Origin of the sequence: Micromonospora terminaliae (assembly GCF_009671205.1) — a bacterium.
GTDB lineage: Bacteria > Actinomycetota > Actinomycetes > Mycobacteriales > Micromonosporaceae > Micromonospora > Micromonospora terminaliae.
Genome location: NZ_CP045309.1, coordinates 2,275,840 through 2,290,877 on the forward strand (window position 1 = coordinate 2,275,840; position 15,038 = coordinate 2,290,877).

General features: G+C 69.9%; 14 protein-coding genes. 8 read left to right on the forward strand and 6 right to left on the reverse strand.

Annotated features, from left to right (window positions below; translation table 11 throughout):
* Position 1 precedes the first annotated feature (1 nt).
* The 4 genes from GCE86_RS09965 to GCE86_RS09980 all read right to left on the reverse strand — a co-directional run bounded on the left by GCE86_RS09965 (position 2) and on the right by GCE86_RS09980 (position 3,937).
* Complete coding sequence (locus GCE86_RS09965) at positions 2-1,255, reverse strand: MFS transporter (RefSeq protein WP_204342156.1); 1,254 nt, start codon at positions 1,253-1,255, stop codon at positions 2-4.
* Positions 1,256-1,363: 108 nt separating this feature from the next.
* On the reverse strand, positions 1,364-2,308 hold the full coding sequence (locus GCE86_RS09970) for an NADP-dependent oxidoreductase (protein ID WP_154226681.1): 945 nt from the start codon (positions 2,306-2,308) through the stop codon (positions 1,364-1,366).
* Between the two features lie 125 nt (positions 2,309-2,433).
* A complete protein-coding gene (locus GCE86_RS09975) occupies positions 2,434-2,922 on the reverse strand; it encodes a GNAT family N-acetyltransferase (protein WP_163636753.1) in 489 nt (162 codons plus the stop codon).
* A 97-nt stretch (positions 2,923-3,019) separates the two neighbouring features.
* Positions 3,020-3,937, reverse strand: a complete 918-nt coding sequence (locus tag GCE86_RS09980; RefSeq protein WP_154226683.1) for an NADP-dependent oxidoreductase — start codon at positions 3,935-3,937, stop codon at positions 3,020-3,022.
* Between the two features lie 392 nt (positions 3,938-4,329).
* Here GCE86_RS09980 and msrA point away from each other — a divergent pair, with 392 nt between their 5' ends.
* The 4 genes from msrA to nhaA all read left to right on the forward strand — a co-directional run bounded on the left by msrA (position 4,330) and on the right by nhaA (position 8,618).
* The gene (msrA, locus tag GCE86_RS09985; protein WP_154226684.1) at positions 4,330-4,857 is read left to right on the forward strand and encodes a peptide-methionine (S)-S-oxide reductase MsrA; all 528 of its coding nucleotides are present in this window, start codon (positions 4,330-4,332) and stop codon (positions 4,855-4,857) included.
* Positions 4,858-5,142: 285 nt separating this feature from the next.
* Positions 5,143-5,802: a TetR/AcrR family transcriptional regulator gene (locus GCE86_RS09990; RefSeq protein WP_154226685.1), complete on the forward strand. Its 660-nt coding sequence runs from the start codon at positions 5,143-5,145 to the stop codon at positions 5,800-5,802.
* 307 nt (positions 5,803-6,109) lie between these two features.
* Positions 6,110-6,538, forward strand: coding sequence for an OsmC family protein (locus GCE86_RS09995; protein ID WP_154226686.1), 429 nt, complete (start codon positions 6,110-6,112; stop codon positions 6,536-6,538).
* Positions 6,539-6,707: 169 nt separating this feature from the next.
* Positions 6,708-8,618 carry a Na+/H+ antiporter NhaA gene (gene nhaA / locus GCE86_RS10000; protein WP_154226687.1) on the forward strand — a complete coding sequence of 637 codons (1,911 nt, stop codon included), beginning with the start codon at positions 6,708-6,710 and terminating at the stop codon, positions 8,616-8,618.
* A gap of 39 nt (positions 8,619-8,657) precedes the next feature.
* Here the strand turns inward: nhaA and GCE86_RS10005 are convergent, their stop codons facing one another.
* Positions 8,658-10,511, reverse strand: coding sequence for an FG-GAP-like repeat-containing protein (locus GCE86_RS10005; protein ID WP_163636751.1), 1,854 nt, complete (start codon positions 10,509-10,511; stop codon positions 8,658-8,660).
* 292 nt (positions 10,512-10,803) lie between these two features.
* Entirely contained in the window at positions 10,804-12,150 is a 1,347-nt protein-coding gene (locus GCE86_RS10010; RefSeq protein WP_154226689.1) for a glycoside hydrolase family 6 protein, read from the reverse strand.
* A 144-nt stretch (positions 12,151-12,294) separates the two neighbouring features.
* On the opposite strand from GCE86_RS10010, the gene GCE86_RS10015 reads away from it, so the two are divergent.
* From GCE86_RS10015 to GCE86_RS10030, 4 genes are all read left to right on the forward strand, one after another.
* On the forward strand, positions 12,295-12,540 hold the full coding sequence (locus tag GCE86_RS10015) for a hypothetical protein (RefSeq protein ID WP_154226690.1): 246 nt from the start codon (positions 12,295-12,297) through the stop codon (positions 12,538-12,540).
* Between the two features lie 70 nt (positions 12,541-12,610).
* The gene (locus tag GCE86_RS10020; RefSeq protein WP_154226691.1) at positions 12,611-13,369 is read left to right on the forward strand and encodes a hypothetical protein; all 759 of its coding nucleotides are present in this window, start codon (positions 12,611-12,613) and stop codon (positions 13,367-13,369) included.
* 38 nt (positions 13,370-13,407) lie between these two features.
* Complete coding sequence (locus GCE86_RS10025) at positions 13,408-13,962, forward strand: hypothetical protein (RefSeq protein WP_154226692.1); 555 nt, start codon at positions 13,408-13,410, stop codon at positions 13,960-13,962.
* Between the two features lie 130 nt (positions 13,963-14,092).
* Entirely contained in the window at positions 14,093-15,028 is a 936-nt protein-coding gene (locus GCE86_RS10030) for a hypothetical protein (RefSeq protein WP_154226693.1), read from the forward strand.
* Positions 15,029-15,038: the final 10 nt, after the last annotated feature.

Consider the following 15,038-nt stretch of genomic DNA (forward strand, 5'->3'; position numbering starts at 1 on the left):
ATCAAACAGTCTGACTCTGGACTTCGAACTCACCATGCTGGCTGTTCCTGACTGTGCCGACGTGCGGGTTGCGTGCGGCAAGGACGGTGAGCAGGGCGGCGACGAGGGCAAGTGCGCCGTATCCGACGACGATCTGCGACAGCGCGAAGGTGTTCGAAAGTTCCCCGGAGATGAGGCTGGGGAAGGCGGCGCCGCTGTAGCAGAGGACGTAGATGACGCTGAAGATCGGTGCCCGATCGGCCAGTGTGCTGCCGTGCAGCAGGCCGCGGGTGGCGGCGCTGATGGCGATGCCCTGACCGGCGCCGGCGACGATGGTCGCGGCGATGAACACCGCCAGCGTCCCGATGGTGATCGCGGTGATGATGCCGATCCACCCGGCCAGGAAGACCATCATGCCGATGCGCTGGGCCGCCGCGGAGGTGAAACGGCCGCCGAGGGGAGCGCCGAGAACGCTGGGGGCCATGTAGGCGGCGAACACCAGTCCGAGGACGAGCGGGCTGTGGGTGTGGAGCCGATCGTCGACCAGCGCGGGCACGAACGCCTGGTAGAAGGCTCCGGTCGCCCAGGTGGCCAGGAACACCGCTGCCGCGACGGGGAGCAGATGCCTGACCCGGCCCGGCACGCGGACCTGCGGTAGCAGTGATCGCCACGCGCCCGGCGTCGGCTTCGCGGTTTCCGGGCTGATGAGGACGAGTGCGGCGGACAGTACGAGGAGACCGGCGCAGACCAGGTAGACGAGGTCGCGTGGCCAGGGACCGAATTGGACCAGGGCGCCGGAGGCGATGGCACCGAGGGTGAGGCCGAGCATGGGTCCCTGGCTGGAGGCGACGGCAGCCAACCACTCCGGCCTGCTGGGTGCGGCGTCGACGATGTAGGACGTGAGGCTGGTGCTGGCCAGGCCGGAACCGACCCCCATCAGTAGCCGACCGGCCAGCAGGGTGCCGATGGCGTGCACGTTCAGCAGCAGCAGACAGCCCAGCAGGAGCAGGCCGAGGCTGGCGATCGCGGTGGGCCGCCGGCCCAGATGACTGGACAGTCGCCCCAGCACCAACAGTGCGGCGATCGTGCCGACAGCGGTGGTGACGACGGCCATCGAGATGCCGGCGTTGGTGAACCCTTCCTCAGCCCGGTAGACGTTGAACAGGGGGATCGGCGCGGCCGACGCGGCAAACGTGGCCACCAGGGAGACCACCGCGGACAAGAATGCCAGCCGGAGCGTCCCGCCCCGGCGAGCCTGTTCGATCACTGGTGCCATGTGCTGCATCGATACGTGCCTTTTCCTTGTGGTGAACCGGCCCCGGAGTCTTGGAGGCCCAGGTGGCTGATGTTGATCCGGGCGGGCCCGATTGCTGGCCCCGGGTCCTCACGGACGAACGCGGATGACCGTCTTCCCCTTGGTCCGCCCGGTCGGGTTGAGGGCGGCCACGGCGTCATCGAGGGCCGCCACGCTGCCGATGTTCGTCCGCACCCGGCCGTCCCGGACCCGCTGGGCGACCTCACCCAGCTGGGCGCGGTCGGACACCACGACGAAATCGATCGCCAGGCCATCCGTGGGCCTCGCCTGCGGCGGCCCGGTGACGGTCACCAGCGTTCCTCCGGGTCGAACCAGACCCGCGGACCGCTCCTGGATGTCGCCGCCGATGACATCGAAGACCAGATCGACTGCGCCGACGTCCTCCAGGGCGTCGTTGTCGAGGTCGACGAACTCGTGCGCACCGAAGTCGACCGCCGCCTGCCGGGCGCCCGCACGTCCGGTGCCGATGACGTAGGCGCCGGCCTCACGGGCGAGCTGCGCCGCCATCGAACCGACTGCGCCGGCCGCGCCGTGCACCAGGATGGTCTGCCCCTCCCGGAGGCGGCCGTGATCGAACAGCCCCTGCCACGCGGTCAGGCCCGCCATCGCGACGCCAGCGCCCACCGTGAAGTCGACGTCGCCCGGCAGCGGCGCGAGGTTGCGCGCCTCGACGACGACGTACTCCGCCAACGTGCCGTCGCGAGTCCAGTCCGTCAGGCCGAACACCCGCTGTCCCACGGACAACCCCGTGGTTCCGTAGCTGAAAGCGGTGACCACCCCGGCCACCTCGTGGCCGGGAATCGACGGCGTCCGGTCCCGGCCCAGGCGATCGATCCAGGTCGAGGGCCACTCCAGCTCGTTCCCGGTGAATCCCGACGCATGTACGGCAACGAGGACATCGCCGTAGTTCGCGCCCTCAAGGCTGGCGAGCCTCGCCGTGTCCGGCTGGGGCCGCTCCACGAGCCTCATCCCCGCCGTTCCCGCGGCCCGGTCCGTCACCACGATGGCTTTCATCCGACTACCTCTCTCAGTAAGGGCCCTCGTCCATCCGCGCGCCCACACGGACGGGACCCGATGATCTTCTTGCGCCACAGGCCTTCGGTCGCGCCCGTAGGTGCGGTCCACCCAGGTCGCCGGCATCAGGGCAGGTGGATGTGCCCCTGGGTTGCTCCCGGGTGCTCGCGGTCGACGAGGTCGGCGTAGCCGGGATTGTGCGCGATGAAGGTGCGCACGACCGGGCACGTGATGGTGACCGTCTTGCCGTGCACACGCACGTCGTCCAGGACGCGCCGGATCAGCGCCGTGGCGATGCCCTGCTTGCGGAACTCGGGGATCACCGAGGTGGCCAGCAGCACGAGCCGGTCGTCGCCGGCGACGTTGTAGGCCAGCCCGGCCACCTCTCGGTCCCCGACGATGGCCTCGTAGGTGCCGAGTTTCTCGTCGTTGACAACCCTGAGGTCGAGCGCGGGGGCGTGGGACTCGCCACCCACCTCGTCGATGAGCACGGTCTCGTCCTCGTTGAGGGTGCCGCCCTCGTCGGGGTGTCCGGCCTCGGCGAAGTGTGCAGAGGCGGAGCGGGTCGGCTCGGCAGCGCCGGTCCTGGCGGGTGCGCCGTCGCTGATGGTCATCGGATCACTCCCGGGTCGTGGCGGTAGTCGTGATCGGCCAGTCGGATGTCGTCGACGGGAGGCGAAGGCCGTCGACGCACCTCTCGCTCCGGAGTCCTCACGAGCGAACGCGGATGATGGTCTTTCCCTTGGCCCGCTCGGTCGGGTTGAGGGCGGCAACGGCGTCGTCGAGGGCCGCGACGGTCCCGATGTTCGTCCGCAGCCGACCATCCCTGATCCGCTGGACGACCTCGCGCAGTTGCCCGCGATCGGCCTCGACCACGAAATCAACCGTCCGGCCCTCGGCCGGCCGCGCTTCGGGCGGGCCGGCAATGGTCACCAGCGTTCCTCCGGCTCGGACCAGACCCGCGGAACGCTTCTGGATCTCGCCGCCGATCACGTCGAAAACCAGATCGACGCCGCCGACGTCTTCCAGGGTCTCGTTGTCGAGGTCGACGAACTCCTGCGCGCCGAAGTCCAGCGCGGTCTGGCGGTCTGCGGAACGTCCGGTGGCGACGACGTGGGCACCGGCCTCTCTGGCGAGCTGGGTCACGATCGAGCCGACTCCACCGGCCGCACCATGTACGAGGACGCTCTGCCCCGCCTGGAGGCGGCCGTGCACGAACAGTCCCTGCCACCCGGTCAGGCCTGAGATCGGCAGGCTCGCGCCCACCGTGAAGTCGACGTCGCCGGGCAGCGGCGCGAGGTTGCGCGCCTCGACGGCGGCGTACTCCGCCAGGGTGCCGTCGCGGTTCCAGTCCGTGAGGCCGAACACCCGCTGTCCCACAGACAGTCCCGTCGTGCCGTACCCGAGAGCGCTGACCACTCCGGCCAGCTCGTGTCCCGGGATCGACGGCGTCCGGTCCCGGCCACGTCGATCGGTCCAGGTGGAGGGCCAGGTCAGCTCACCCGGAGTGAAACCCGACGCATGAACCCGAACAACGACGTCGTTCAGGGCCGGTTCCGGCTCGGGCCGCTCCACCAGCCTCATCCCGGCCATCCCGGCAGCCTGGTCCGTCACCACGATCGCCTTCATGGGAACTGTCTCCTCGGTCATTTGTCTTCTGATGCGGACGTTTCAGGCAGGGAAGGCCCGTTTCGGCATCGGATGCCATGGGTTACGGGACGCGGTGGGCCGGTCTGGACAGCGCCGGCCCGCCACGGACATTCGATGGGCGCGGGTCGCTCACGACGAACGCGGTTGGTGGCTTTCCAGCCGGAGGCCCCGAACCTAGCCCCGGCGAAACTGGTCCGTCAAGTCCAGTCTGAGGACAAGCGGGTACTACGGTGGGAGCCATCTTTCCCAGGTAGTATGGCCGCTGTGACGGTTCCGCTCCCACCGCTTCCGGACACTTTACCTGGACCTTCTGGTCCACGCGGCGTGGGGCCGGCGAGAGTACAATCGGCGCACCGAGTGCGCTTCACCCGATGACGAGTAGGGGAGACGACGTGACCACCGAGAAGGCGATCCTCGCCGGCGGCTGCTTCTGGGGGATGGAGGAGCTGTTCCGGCGTCAGCCCGGCGTCGTTTCCACGCGCGTCGGCTACAGCGGCGGCGACGTCCCGAACGCCACCTACCGCAACCACGGAACCCACGCGGAGTCCATCGAGGTCGTCTACGACACCGAGAAGACCGACTTCCGCGCGCTGCTCGAGTTCTTCTTCCAGATCCACGACCCCTCGACGAAGAACCGCCAGGGCAACGACATCGGCACCAGCTACCGCTCGGCGATCTTCTACACCAGCGACGAGCAGAAGCGGGTCGCCGAGGACACCATCGCCGACGTCGACGCCTCGGGCCTGTGGCCCGGCAAGGTCGTCACCGAGGTCACCCCGGCAGGCGACTTCTGGGAGGCTGAGCCCGAGCACCAGAACTACCTGCAGACCTACCCCGACGGCTACACCTGCCACTTTCCCCGCCCCGGGTGGAAGCTGCCGAAGCGGGCGACGGCCTGACACCTCCGGCGCGCGGACCCCCGTCCGCGCGCCGACCCGAGGGCCGAGGTGTGCGTGACAGCACGAGCGGATGCCGCGCCGGCCGGAGCGGTGGCGGCGGGGCGAGGACCGAATAGTCCCGAAAGACTCGCCGTCGATGATCTCCCGAACGTGGCGTCCCGGTTAGGCAAGCGGGCCGCGGGCGCACTCGTCATTCACCAGGCCGTGGATGCCGCCCGCGCCGGATGGACTCCAAGGTTCCATTTTCCCAGGGGCTCAGCTGGCGGCGCTGGATACACTTGAGCGATGAGCGACGAGCAGGTGGCTGCTGCGCCGACGAATCGGCGGAGGATCAGTCAACGGGGCCTCGCCACGCGGGAGCGGATCCTCGAGGCGGCGAACCGGCTCATGTTCGTGCGCGGAGTGAACGCGACGACCCTTGACGACGTCCGCGAGGCAAGCCAGACCAGCAAGTCACAGCTCTACCACCACTTCGCCGACAAGCAGGAGCTCGTGCGAGCCCTGGTCAGATATCGAGGCGCGCTCGTGCTTCAGCGCGAGCGCGGAGGGCTCGAGCGACTGAGATCGTTCTCCGGGCTGGTCCGGTGGCGCAACGCGTTGGTCAAGGCCAACTCGCTGAACAACGGCAGATACGGGTGCGGCCTCGGGTCGATGGCGGTCGAGCTGTCCGATCAAGATGAGCAGGCTCGATCGATGCTGCTGGAGACGTTCGCGGCGTGGGAAAAGCTGATCAGTGATGGTCTGCACCGGATGCGGGACAGCGGCGCCCTGCGCCAGGACGCCGACCCGGAGAAGCTGGCCACGGGGTTGATGGCAGCTCTGCAGGGCGGCTACCTGCTGGCGAACGCCGCACACAACGTCGCACCCATGGAAGTTGCGCTGGACATGGCGCTGGAACACATCAAGTCGTACCTCACGCAGCCGTCCGGCGAGCCGACCCGCTGATCCAGCCCCTGTGTGCCACCCCGGTTCGTGCACGACGACAGATCCTAGCGAAGAGCGGACCCGCAAGTCCAGTTTCGGGTATGCCGTTGATCGAGCCCAGCAGAAATGCTCCTTGTTCCAGGCTGTCTGACGGCCGTGGTCTGAGCGATCAATTGGACGATATAGTCCATCGGAGGCTAGCCTGCGGAGGTACCCGGTCGCGGGGGTGACACGCCCGGCCAGAGCTTCCGCCCACACGGCGCCTCGGGCTGCTGCTGATCCGCGTCGCTGGACCCTCACTACCAGGATCTACAGGAAGGCGCGGCTGATGAAAACCGACCAGGATCGTGTCGTCGCATCCGCTCGGGCTGTCCTGCCGGCAACCGAGCGCCGGCGCACGGACATGACCACCCGCGGCTTCACGTTCGTCGCCGATGAACCGCACAACGGCGCGGTCGGCGACGGCCCCACACCGACGGAGTACCTGTTGATGGCGCTCGCGTCGTGCACGGCTCAGACACTGCGGCAGTACGTCGACTACAAGTACGACACCGCCGGTGACATCACCGTCGAGATCGACTACCACGAACCCGAGCAGGAGGGCGCAGAGCGGTACCTGCAGCGCACCATCACGCTCAGCGAAGAGCCTGACCCGGACGACTTGAAGGTGATGCACGACATCGCCGAGAAGTCCCCGGTGACCCTGCTGATCCAGTTCGCGTGGAGCGTGCGGACCGAGTTCGTCGGGCCGCGCTGACGTCAGGCCGGGCGCTGCTCGGCGATCAGGCCGAGCAGCACGCGGCCGCAGCCGGGGCAGCGCGATCAGTACTGAACCGAGCGGTCGGCTGCCGCCTTGCGGCACGTGATCCGGCTGTCCCTGCTGACAGGGCCAGCGCGCCGGAAGGTGACGTGTGACCGGAACCAGGATGAGCGGCCGAACGATCTGGAAGCGGAATCCAGCGGCACCGCTGCGAGCCTTTCTGCGGACCGAGTCCGGCAGCGCCGGCGTGCTCGTGGCCGCCATCGTCGCCGCACTGCTCTGGGCCAACATCGACCCCGGCTCGTACGAGGCCCTCTGGCGTACCCAACTGTCGCTACGCCTGGGACACCTCGAGCTCTCTCGCGACCTGCACACCTGGATCAACAGCGGCCTGATGACGCTGTTCTTCCTGGTCGTCGGCCTTGAGACGCGGCGCGAGTTCGACCTCGGCGACCTACGCGACCGGCGCCGTTTCGTGCTGCCCGCCGTGGCCGGCGTGATCGGCATGCTGATCCCGGTGCTGATCTTCCTGGTGATCAACCACGGCGGGCCGGGCGCCCATGGCTGGGGCGTGGCCATGTCGACCGACACCGCCCTCGCGCTGGGCCTGCTGGCACTGCTCGGCCGCGGCGTGCCTGACCGGGTCCGAATCTTCCTGCTCACCGTGTTCGTGGTCGACGACGTGATCGCACTCGTCGTCATCGCCCTGGTCTACAGCGACGACATCAAGACGACGCCCATCGTGGTGGCCGTAGCGGCGTTCGCGGTCATGCTGGCCGTCCGCGCGGCAGGCGTCCGACGTGGTGCGGCGTACGTGCCGGCCGCCATCGTGATGTGGGGCGCGCTGTTGGTCAGCGGAGTCGACCCGGTGGTGGCCGGCCTGGCCATCGGGCTGGCCGCGTTCGCCTACTCTCCCGGCCGCGCCGAGCTCGAGCAGGTCAGCGGGCTGTTCCGGTCGTTCCGTGAGCAGCCGACGCCCAAGCTCGCGCGTACGGCTTCGATCGGCCTCGCGAACACCCTGTCGCCCAACGACCGCCTTCAGCGCATCTACCACCCCTGGTCCAGCTACGTCATCGTGCCGCTGTTCGGCCTGGCCAACGCCGGCATCGGCATCGACGGGCCGTTCCTGGCCCAGGCGTTCGCGTCGCCGGTCACCTGGGGCGTGCTGCTCGGGTACGTCGTCGGCAAGCCGCTCGCCGTGATCGGCACCTCGGCCGGGCTGACCTGGATCTCACAGGGCCGCATCCGTCCCGCCGTGGGCTGGGCGGGCGTGCTCGGCAGCGGCACGATCGCCGGTGTCAGCTTCACGGTGTCGCTGCTGATCGCCAGCCTGGCCTTCACCGGTGACCAACTGGCCGAGGCCAAGGTCGGGGTGCTCAGCGCCGCGATCGTCTCCTCGGCGCTGACCTGGGCCGCGTTCCGCCTCACCAACAGGTTGCCCAGGGACAGGCGGACCCGGGCGCTCTTCGGCGACATGACTGAGCTGACCGACCTCGTCCCGGACGTCGACGAGAAGCGGGACCACGTCCGCGGCCCAGCCGATGCGTCGGTCACGCTCGTGCAGTACGGCGACTTCCAGTGCCCGTACTGCGGGAAGGCCGAGCCGGCCGTCCGGGAGTTGCTGGGCCACGCCGACCTGCGTTTCGTGTGGCGTCACCTGCCCCTGCCGGACGTGCACCCGCAAGCCCGGCTGGCAGCCGAGGCCGCCGAAGCGGCGGCCGCTCAGGGCAAGTTCTGGCAGATGCACGATCTGCTGCTCGACCACCAGGACAAGCTGAACCTCACCGATCTGATCAGGTACGCCGGCGACCTCGGCCTGGATCAGGAACGCTTCCACGACGACCTGAAACGTCACGCCCACGCCGGCCGCATCGAAAGCGACATCGACTCGGCCGACGACAGCGGAGTGTCCGGGACCCCGACGTTCTTCATCAACGGCCGCCGCCACTACGGCGCCTACGACGTCACGACCTTGACCGCCGCCGTTCGTATGGCCCGAGCCCGGGCCCGCCTCGGCCGTGACGCGCCAGCGACCCGTGAAGAAGCCCGTTCCGTCGACCCGACAGCACGCCGGTAGCGTGACATGTCTCCGGACGTGGGTGACGTATCCGGCCAGCTACTGGATGCGGGTGACCAGACCCGCCCACGGGTCGGCGAGCAGGAGGTCCAGTCGGCCGTCGCCGGTGATGTCGGCGGCCGCGAATCCGTACCTGCTGATGTCGGCGGCCGAGTACGGCTGGTAGATGACCTGGCGTCCCAGCCAGCCGTCCGGGCGTTGCAGTATCCCGCCGACGCCGGGGAACCCGGTGTGCGTGGTCAACACGTCCAGCAGGCTGTCACCGTTCATGTCGGCGAGCAGCACGCCCGCGGGGTTGTCCCGGGACGGGTACACCCGCCACGTGCCGAGCGTGCCCGCCGCATCCCGGGTCAGCATCTCCAGGCGACCGGAGGGACTGTTCCCCCCGACGCTGACCACCAGGTCCGCGCGGCCGTCGCCGTTCACGTCGCCCGCCGCGAACGAGCCGATGAACTCCCACGGGTCCGGGGGTACGGCGTACTCGACCGGTGCCGAGAACTCCCGCGGCGTGAGCTGGGTGAGCACCGAGATCACGTGATCGCGGAGGACAGCGACGTCCGGCCGGTCGTCTCCGGCAAGGTCCGCGACCACCACCTCGCCGTACTGCGGGAACAGACTGACCGGTCCGCCGAACGCCCCGCCGCCGGTGCCGTAGCGCACCATCGCGCCGGCGGCCCCGCCGACGACCAGATCCCGTACGCCGTCACCGTCGAGGTCGAGGACACGGGCGGAGGTGACCGAGGTGCCGAACGACACCGGTGTCGGGGCGGCCAACCCCTGCGGGGTCTGCCGGTAGACGTCGACGCCGTCCCCGCCGGTCATCACCAGGTCCGCTCGGCTGTCCCCGTCGACGTCGGCGATGGTCGGCGTGAGGCCGCCCCCGCTCGGCGAGATGGCGTGGTACCGGGGCGCCGCCAGGGTGTGATCGGCCTGCTGCACGAACAGGTCGAACCCGACCTCGTAGGACTGCTCCACGGTCCGCTGGCTGGTGACCACCACGTCGTTCAGGCCGTCACCGGTCAGGTCCCCGCCCGCCAGGGCTATCGCCTGCCCGGTCACCGCCCGCGCCTGCGCCGGCTGTAGCGTCAGCGACCCGTACGCCGCATGGGCGGTGGAGGTGACCGGTCCTGACCCGCTGGCACCCGTCACCGGCAGCACGTCACCCTGGTGCTGGGCCGAGAACGTCAGCGACTGCGCGCCCATCTGCACCACATGCTCTGCCCGGCCGCTGCCCAGCTCAACCTGTTTGAGCCAGGAACCGTTGAGGTAGAAGTCCACCGGGCCGGTCGGTCGGGAGCCGTCGGCGTTGCGTACCTCGGCGCTGAGCAGCACCCACTGTCCCGGTTCCGCATTCGGCGGGTACACCGTGAAGTCCATTTTCGTCGCCGGACCCGCGTGCCCGGAGACGTCGGGGGAGGTCCCGGTCGCCCCGTTGGGCGCCACGGCACGAACTGAATATCCGTAGTGGCTGCCGCTGACGACGTTCTCGTCGCGGTACATGGTCGCCGTGGTCGAACCGATGGCCGTCCAGGTCTCGTACGGTGCGACCCGTAGGACCTCGTAACGGGCGGCGCCCGGCACCGCCTCCCACCGCACGTCCATGGAAGATCCTGTGGCGTTGACGTACACCCCGGCCGGCGCGGTGAACGCCGTCACGGCGTTGGCCTCCGTCGAGTAGGCCGACAGCTTCTTGCCGTATCCCGACTGGACCACGTAGAAGTACCGGGTGGCCGGCGTGAGGGCGGTGTCGGTGAACGACGTCGTCGGGACCGTGCCGACCACGGTGTACGGGCCGCCGGACACGGTGGCGCGCAGCACGCGGTAGAACGAGGTCGACGCGGTCGAGTTCCACGAGATCACGGCGGTGCTCGTGCCGGTGGCACGGGCGCTCACGCCCGCCGGTGGTACCAGGGAACCGGCCGCCGCGGCCGGTGGTGCGCACACCAGTGTCAGCGTCGCGCAGGTGATCATGGCGGCAACCAGGGCACCGGACCGCCGGCCCGGGGAGAACTTGAACCGGATCATCAGTACCCCCCGTTGCCGGCGTTCGCCCAGTGTCTTGTTTGTACCCTCACCGCGGCCGCACCGCGAGTCCTGCCGCTGACGGCGCGGCGGTAGCCGCGGGAGAGGACGGCCCGGCGCGGAGAGTGGTCCTCCGCGCCGGGCCGGGGGGATCGGGTGGGCGTCAGCTGGCCACGCAGGTGGCCGTCGCGCCCGGGCCGGTGCCGGTGCCCTGGAAGCCGAAGTTGGTCGACTGCCTGGCCCCGACGTGTCCGTTGTAGCTCACGTTGGTGAACCGGACGGTGCCGCTGGTGCCGCTGGCCTGGGCGTTCCAGGCGCCGGTGATCGCGGCGCCGCCGGGCAGCGTGATGGTCACGGTCCAGCCGTTGATGTCCGCGGAGCCGGCGGTGACCGTCACGCTCGCGGTGAACCCGCCGGACCACTGGTTGACCGCCACCGACGCGGAGCAGCCGTTGCCGGTCGGCGGCGTGGTGGTGGGGGGAGCGGTGGTGGGCGGCGTGGTTGTCGGCGGCGCGGTGGTGGGCGGGTTGGGCGCACCGTTGGCCAGGCTGTAGGCGAGGTCGGGCTGGAACGAGCCGGCCGTGTAGCGGCAGCCGTCCGCTTCCCCGGGCGGCTTCACCCAGAGGTACGCGTCGATGTTGGCGTCGCCGGTGCTGGTCGTCGGGTACTGCCCGATGCGCCGGTCGGTGTTGTCGTCGGCGCACCAGTCTCCGCTGGCGCCCCCGTTGCGGCTGGTGTCGATGACCTGGCGCTTGCCCGAGATGCCCATGCCGTTGAGGGCGGAGATGACCGCCCGGCCGAAGTTCGCCTCGCCGGAGGTCGAGTTGAAGTTCGACACGTTGGTGAAGAAGCCGTCGGCGTACTGTACGCCGGCGGCCCGGAGCCGGTTGGCCGTCTCGCTCGCGCTGTTCCAGGTGGAGTGGCCGCCGTCGAGGTACACCTTGGCGTTGGGGTTGGCCGACTTGATGGTCTGGGTGGCCGTCGCGATCGCCTGGTTGCGCGCGCTGATCTCGCCGCTGCTCAGGCACGTCTGCAGGGCGAGCGAGTCGGTTTCCAGGATGATCAGGACCGTCTGGTTGCCGAGTCCTCTGGCGAAGTTGGACACCCAGGTCTGGTACTGGTTGAGGTCCGGCGCCCCGCCTGCGCTGGCCCCGCCGCAGTCCCGGTTGGTGATCTCGTACACCGACAGCACCGGGATCTGCTGCGCCGCGTTGGCGGCGCCGATGAACCCGGAGACCTCGGACTGCACGGTCGACGGGTTGAAGTTGGCGAACCAGCGGGCCTGCGGCTGACTCGCGATCTTGTCCCGGATGACGGCGGCACGCGAGTCGCCGGGGTTGGCGGCGACCCAGCGGACGACGGCCGAACTCGGGTCGCGGTAGAGCGATCCGGACACCGTGCCGGCGGACGCGCCGCCCACCGCGAGGCAGACGCCGGCGGCGGCGGTGCCCGCGATCGCCGCCACACTGATGGCCGCCGATCTGCGGCGCCGGGGGGAGAGGATAGCCACGACGTGTTTCCTCCTGATCACATAGATGTGTCTAAGTTCATGGGAGCGTTCCCATGGACGGTAGCGGAGGCGCGCCCCGCTGCCAAGATGTGAAGACTCGTCGATGAGGCTGGCCGACGGCCGAACCGTCCGGAGGATGATCACGTGCGAGACAGGGGAGAGTGGACGGCTGCGACCGCAGGCGCGACGATCGAGTTCCTGCCGGGTCAGGGCGACGACCCCGCGTCGGTGGAGAACATCGATGCCCGCATCTACCGCGACGACGGCGTGTGCCACCACGCGACCTTCATGACGCCGGACGAGATCGCCCGCGTCCTGACGCGTTGGGTGCGGGCCGACCCGGGTAGGGATGATCGATTGCCGGCGGGCGGCGAGCCGGACGCGGTGTAGGGTGCGCGACGGTTGACGTCACGCGCGTTGGTGGTCTGACGCGTTCCCGCGCGGAAGGTGGAGTCGCACGGTGCTCAGGATGGTGCTGTGGAGGTCGGTCGCGGTGGTCGCCGTCTGTGTGGCGACCGCGTGCGACTCGTCAGCTGCCCGCCCGGCGGATCCGCCAGCGGGCGCGACGACTCCCTCCACCGCGCAGGCGACCGCCTCGGCCACCACCACGAAGGCAGCTTCCCCGGCAGTTCCGGCGACCGGTGGATCCGGCTACTCCCCGGCGCTGTCCATGCGCCTGGTGACCACGGACGCACTGCCGGCCGGGTTCACCGTGGAGGGGATCGCGACAACCATGCCGCGCGATGCCGGAGACCAGCGCCCGGCCGCCGACGTTCCCTGTTCGGACATGATCCCGCTGTTGTCGGGCAGGCGGCTGACCGGGACCCCGTCGGCGATGGCCGCAGTCACCGTCAGCCATGACGCGGAGCCCGGCTGGCCCTGGGTGGCGAACGAGGTCCTCAGAACCTACGCCGATGACGGCGCACGTCGAGCCATGACCGACCTGCGAACCTTCGTCGGCCGTTGCCCCACCGTCGTGGCGTCGTCCGGCGACAGGTACCGCTACGCGGTGGCGCCAGGACCGCGGCTGGGCGACGACAGTGTTCACCTCAGCAGCCACACCTCCGGTGCCGAGACGCTGGAATGGGACAGCATCCTCGTCCGGACCGGAACCGCTCTGGTGGTCGTCCATGAGGAGGGGAACAGACCCGGCGGCGACACACACCTCACCCAGCTCGCCGAGGCCGCGCTCCGCACCTACCAGGCGACCGGATCCTGAGGGCCTCAGGTGCTGGTGGTGGCCGAGGGTTCGTACCCATGACGGCGCGCAGGTCGGTGCTGCTGGCCGTGTGCGGCGCGGCCGCTGCCGTGCTGCTGGCGGTCGTCGGGTGCGCCACAGCGGGATTCCTGCTCAGCGGTGACGATCCGACGGACCCGCGCACGTGCCAGGAGTCCGTGCAGGTCGCGGAGGCGAAGGTCCGCACCGGCCGGTGGGACCCGCCCACCGACCTGCCGGACCTCGGCGACTACCCGGAGATCCACTGGCAGCTGCGCGCCCCAGGGAACCCGTGTTCGAGGATGCCCGGCCCTACCGACTTCGCGTACCAGGGCGTGGTCCGGCTGCGACCGGGGGACGCGCAGGCATTGGCGAAGCGGTACGAGTTCGTGCCGTGGGCATCAGTCAAAAAGGATGAACTTCCGCACGGCAGCAGCCCCGCGGACGTGTGGCCGGCGCTGGTGCCGTTCCTGCCGAGCGAGCCGCGGTGGCTGCACAGCAGGTCCTACAACGAAACCCCTCCGTCGCCGCGGTGGCGGGTCGCGTTTCTCGATGTCGAGCACCAGACGCTGTTGTTCATGCTCAACGACCACTAACCGGCGCCTGCCCAGCCCGCGCGGCTACCAGGGCCGAACGTAGGGCGACGGATCACAGATTCGGCTCGATCCGGTCCCCGGGCCGATCGGTGCACTCGGCGGTCCGGCGCCTGCTCCTAAGCTCTCCAACGTGCCCCTCAAGATCTCCTCACTTCTCCGGCTGCCGAGCTACGACCTCGTCGACCACTACCCCGATCTCGCGCCGCTGCGGCGCGCGCTGCACGCCGAGGACTGGCCGGCCGTCGTCGCCTTCTTCGACCAGTTGCCGGAGCACGACGACCCGACAGTCGCCACCGCGATGGTCGCCGAGACGAAGGGTGTGGAGACGTTCCTGCGGACGGCGGGAGGCGGGCCGGCCGGGTCGACCCTGGCCGGTACGTTGCTCGGCGCCCGGTTGGTGTGGATGGCGTGGCAGGCCCGGGGGTCGGCGCGGGCCCGGTACACCAGCAACCGCCAGTTCGCGTCCTTCCACGAGATCCTCCGCGAGGCCGAGCGGGTGCTCGGCGACGTGACCGCGGAGGAGCCGGGCAACATCGCCGCGTGGACGGCCCGGCTGCGTACCGCCCGGGGCCTCCAGATGGGGCAGGCGGAGGCGAACCGGCGGTACGAGCGCGCCGCGAAGGCACGGTCCGATCCGTTCTATGCCCAGCTGACCCACGTCCAGCAGCTGTGCCCGAAGTGGGGCGGTTCGCTGGACCAGCTGCTCGGCTTCGCGCGGCGCTGCGCCGCGGCGTCGCCGCCCGGGTCGCTCAACGCGGCGGCCGTGGCCGAGGCCCACCTGGAGTTCGCGTACGAGTCGGGCATCGCCCACCTGCGTTCGCCGGCCGTGCTCGACGAGATCCGGGACGCCGTGGCCAGGTCGGTCGGGCACCCGGACTACCGGCCCGTGCACGGTTGGGTCCAGGCCGAGTGCAGCTTCTCGTACGTCCTCTGGCTAGCCGGTGACCGGTCCGGCGCCGCCGCCCGGCTGGCTGCGCTCGGCAACCGCATCACCATCTACCCCTGGGGCAGCCCCCGGGAACTCCGCAGCGTGCGGCGGAAGCTCCGCGGGGCCGACGCGCGGTGATGCGGCCCGC

What these genes read in the sequence shown, in the direction of transcription:
- GCE86_RS09965 (WP_204342156.1), bottom strand. Translation starts at nt 1,255, where the DNA reads ATGGCACCAGTGATCGAACAGGCTCGCCGGGGCGGGACGCTCCGGCTG.
- GCE86_RS09970 (WP_154226681.1), bottom strand. Translation starts at nt 2,308, where the DNA reads ATGAAAGCCATCGTGGTGACGGACCGGGCCGCGGGAACGGCGGGGATG.
- GCE86_RS09975 (WP_163636753.1), bottom strand. Translation starts at nt 2,922, where the DNA reads ATGACCATCAGCGACGGCGCACCCGCCAGGACCGGCGCTGCCGAGCCG.
- GCE86_RS09980 (WP_154226683.1), bottom strand. Translation starts at nt 3,937, where the DNA reads ATGAAGGCGATCGTGGTGACGGACCAGGCTGCCGGGATGGCCGGGATG.
- msrA (WP_154226684.1), top strand. Translation starts at nt 4,330, where the DNA reads ATGACGAGTAGGGGAGACGACGTGACCACCGAGAAGGCGATCCTCGCC.
- GCE86_RS09990 (WP_154226685.1), top strand. Translation starts at nt 5,143, where the DNA reads ATGAGCGACGAGCAGGTGGCTGCTGCGCCGACGAATCGGCGGAGGATC.
- GCE86_RS09995 (WP_154226686.1), top strand. Translation starts at nt 6,110, where the DNA reads ATGAAAACCGACCAGGATCGTGTCGTCGCATCCGCTCGGGCTGTCCTG.
- nhaA (WP_154226687.1), top strand. Translation starts at nt 6,708, where the DNA reads ATGAGCGGCCGAACGATCTGGAAGCGGAATCCAGCGGCACCGCTGCGA.
- GCE86_RS10025 (WP_154226692.1), top strand. Translation starts at nt 13,408, where the DNA reads ATGACGGCGCGCAGGTCGGTGCTGCTGGCCGTGTGCGGCGCGGCCGCT.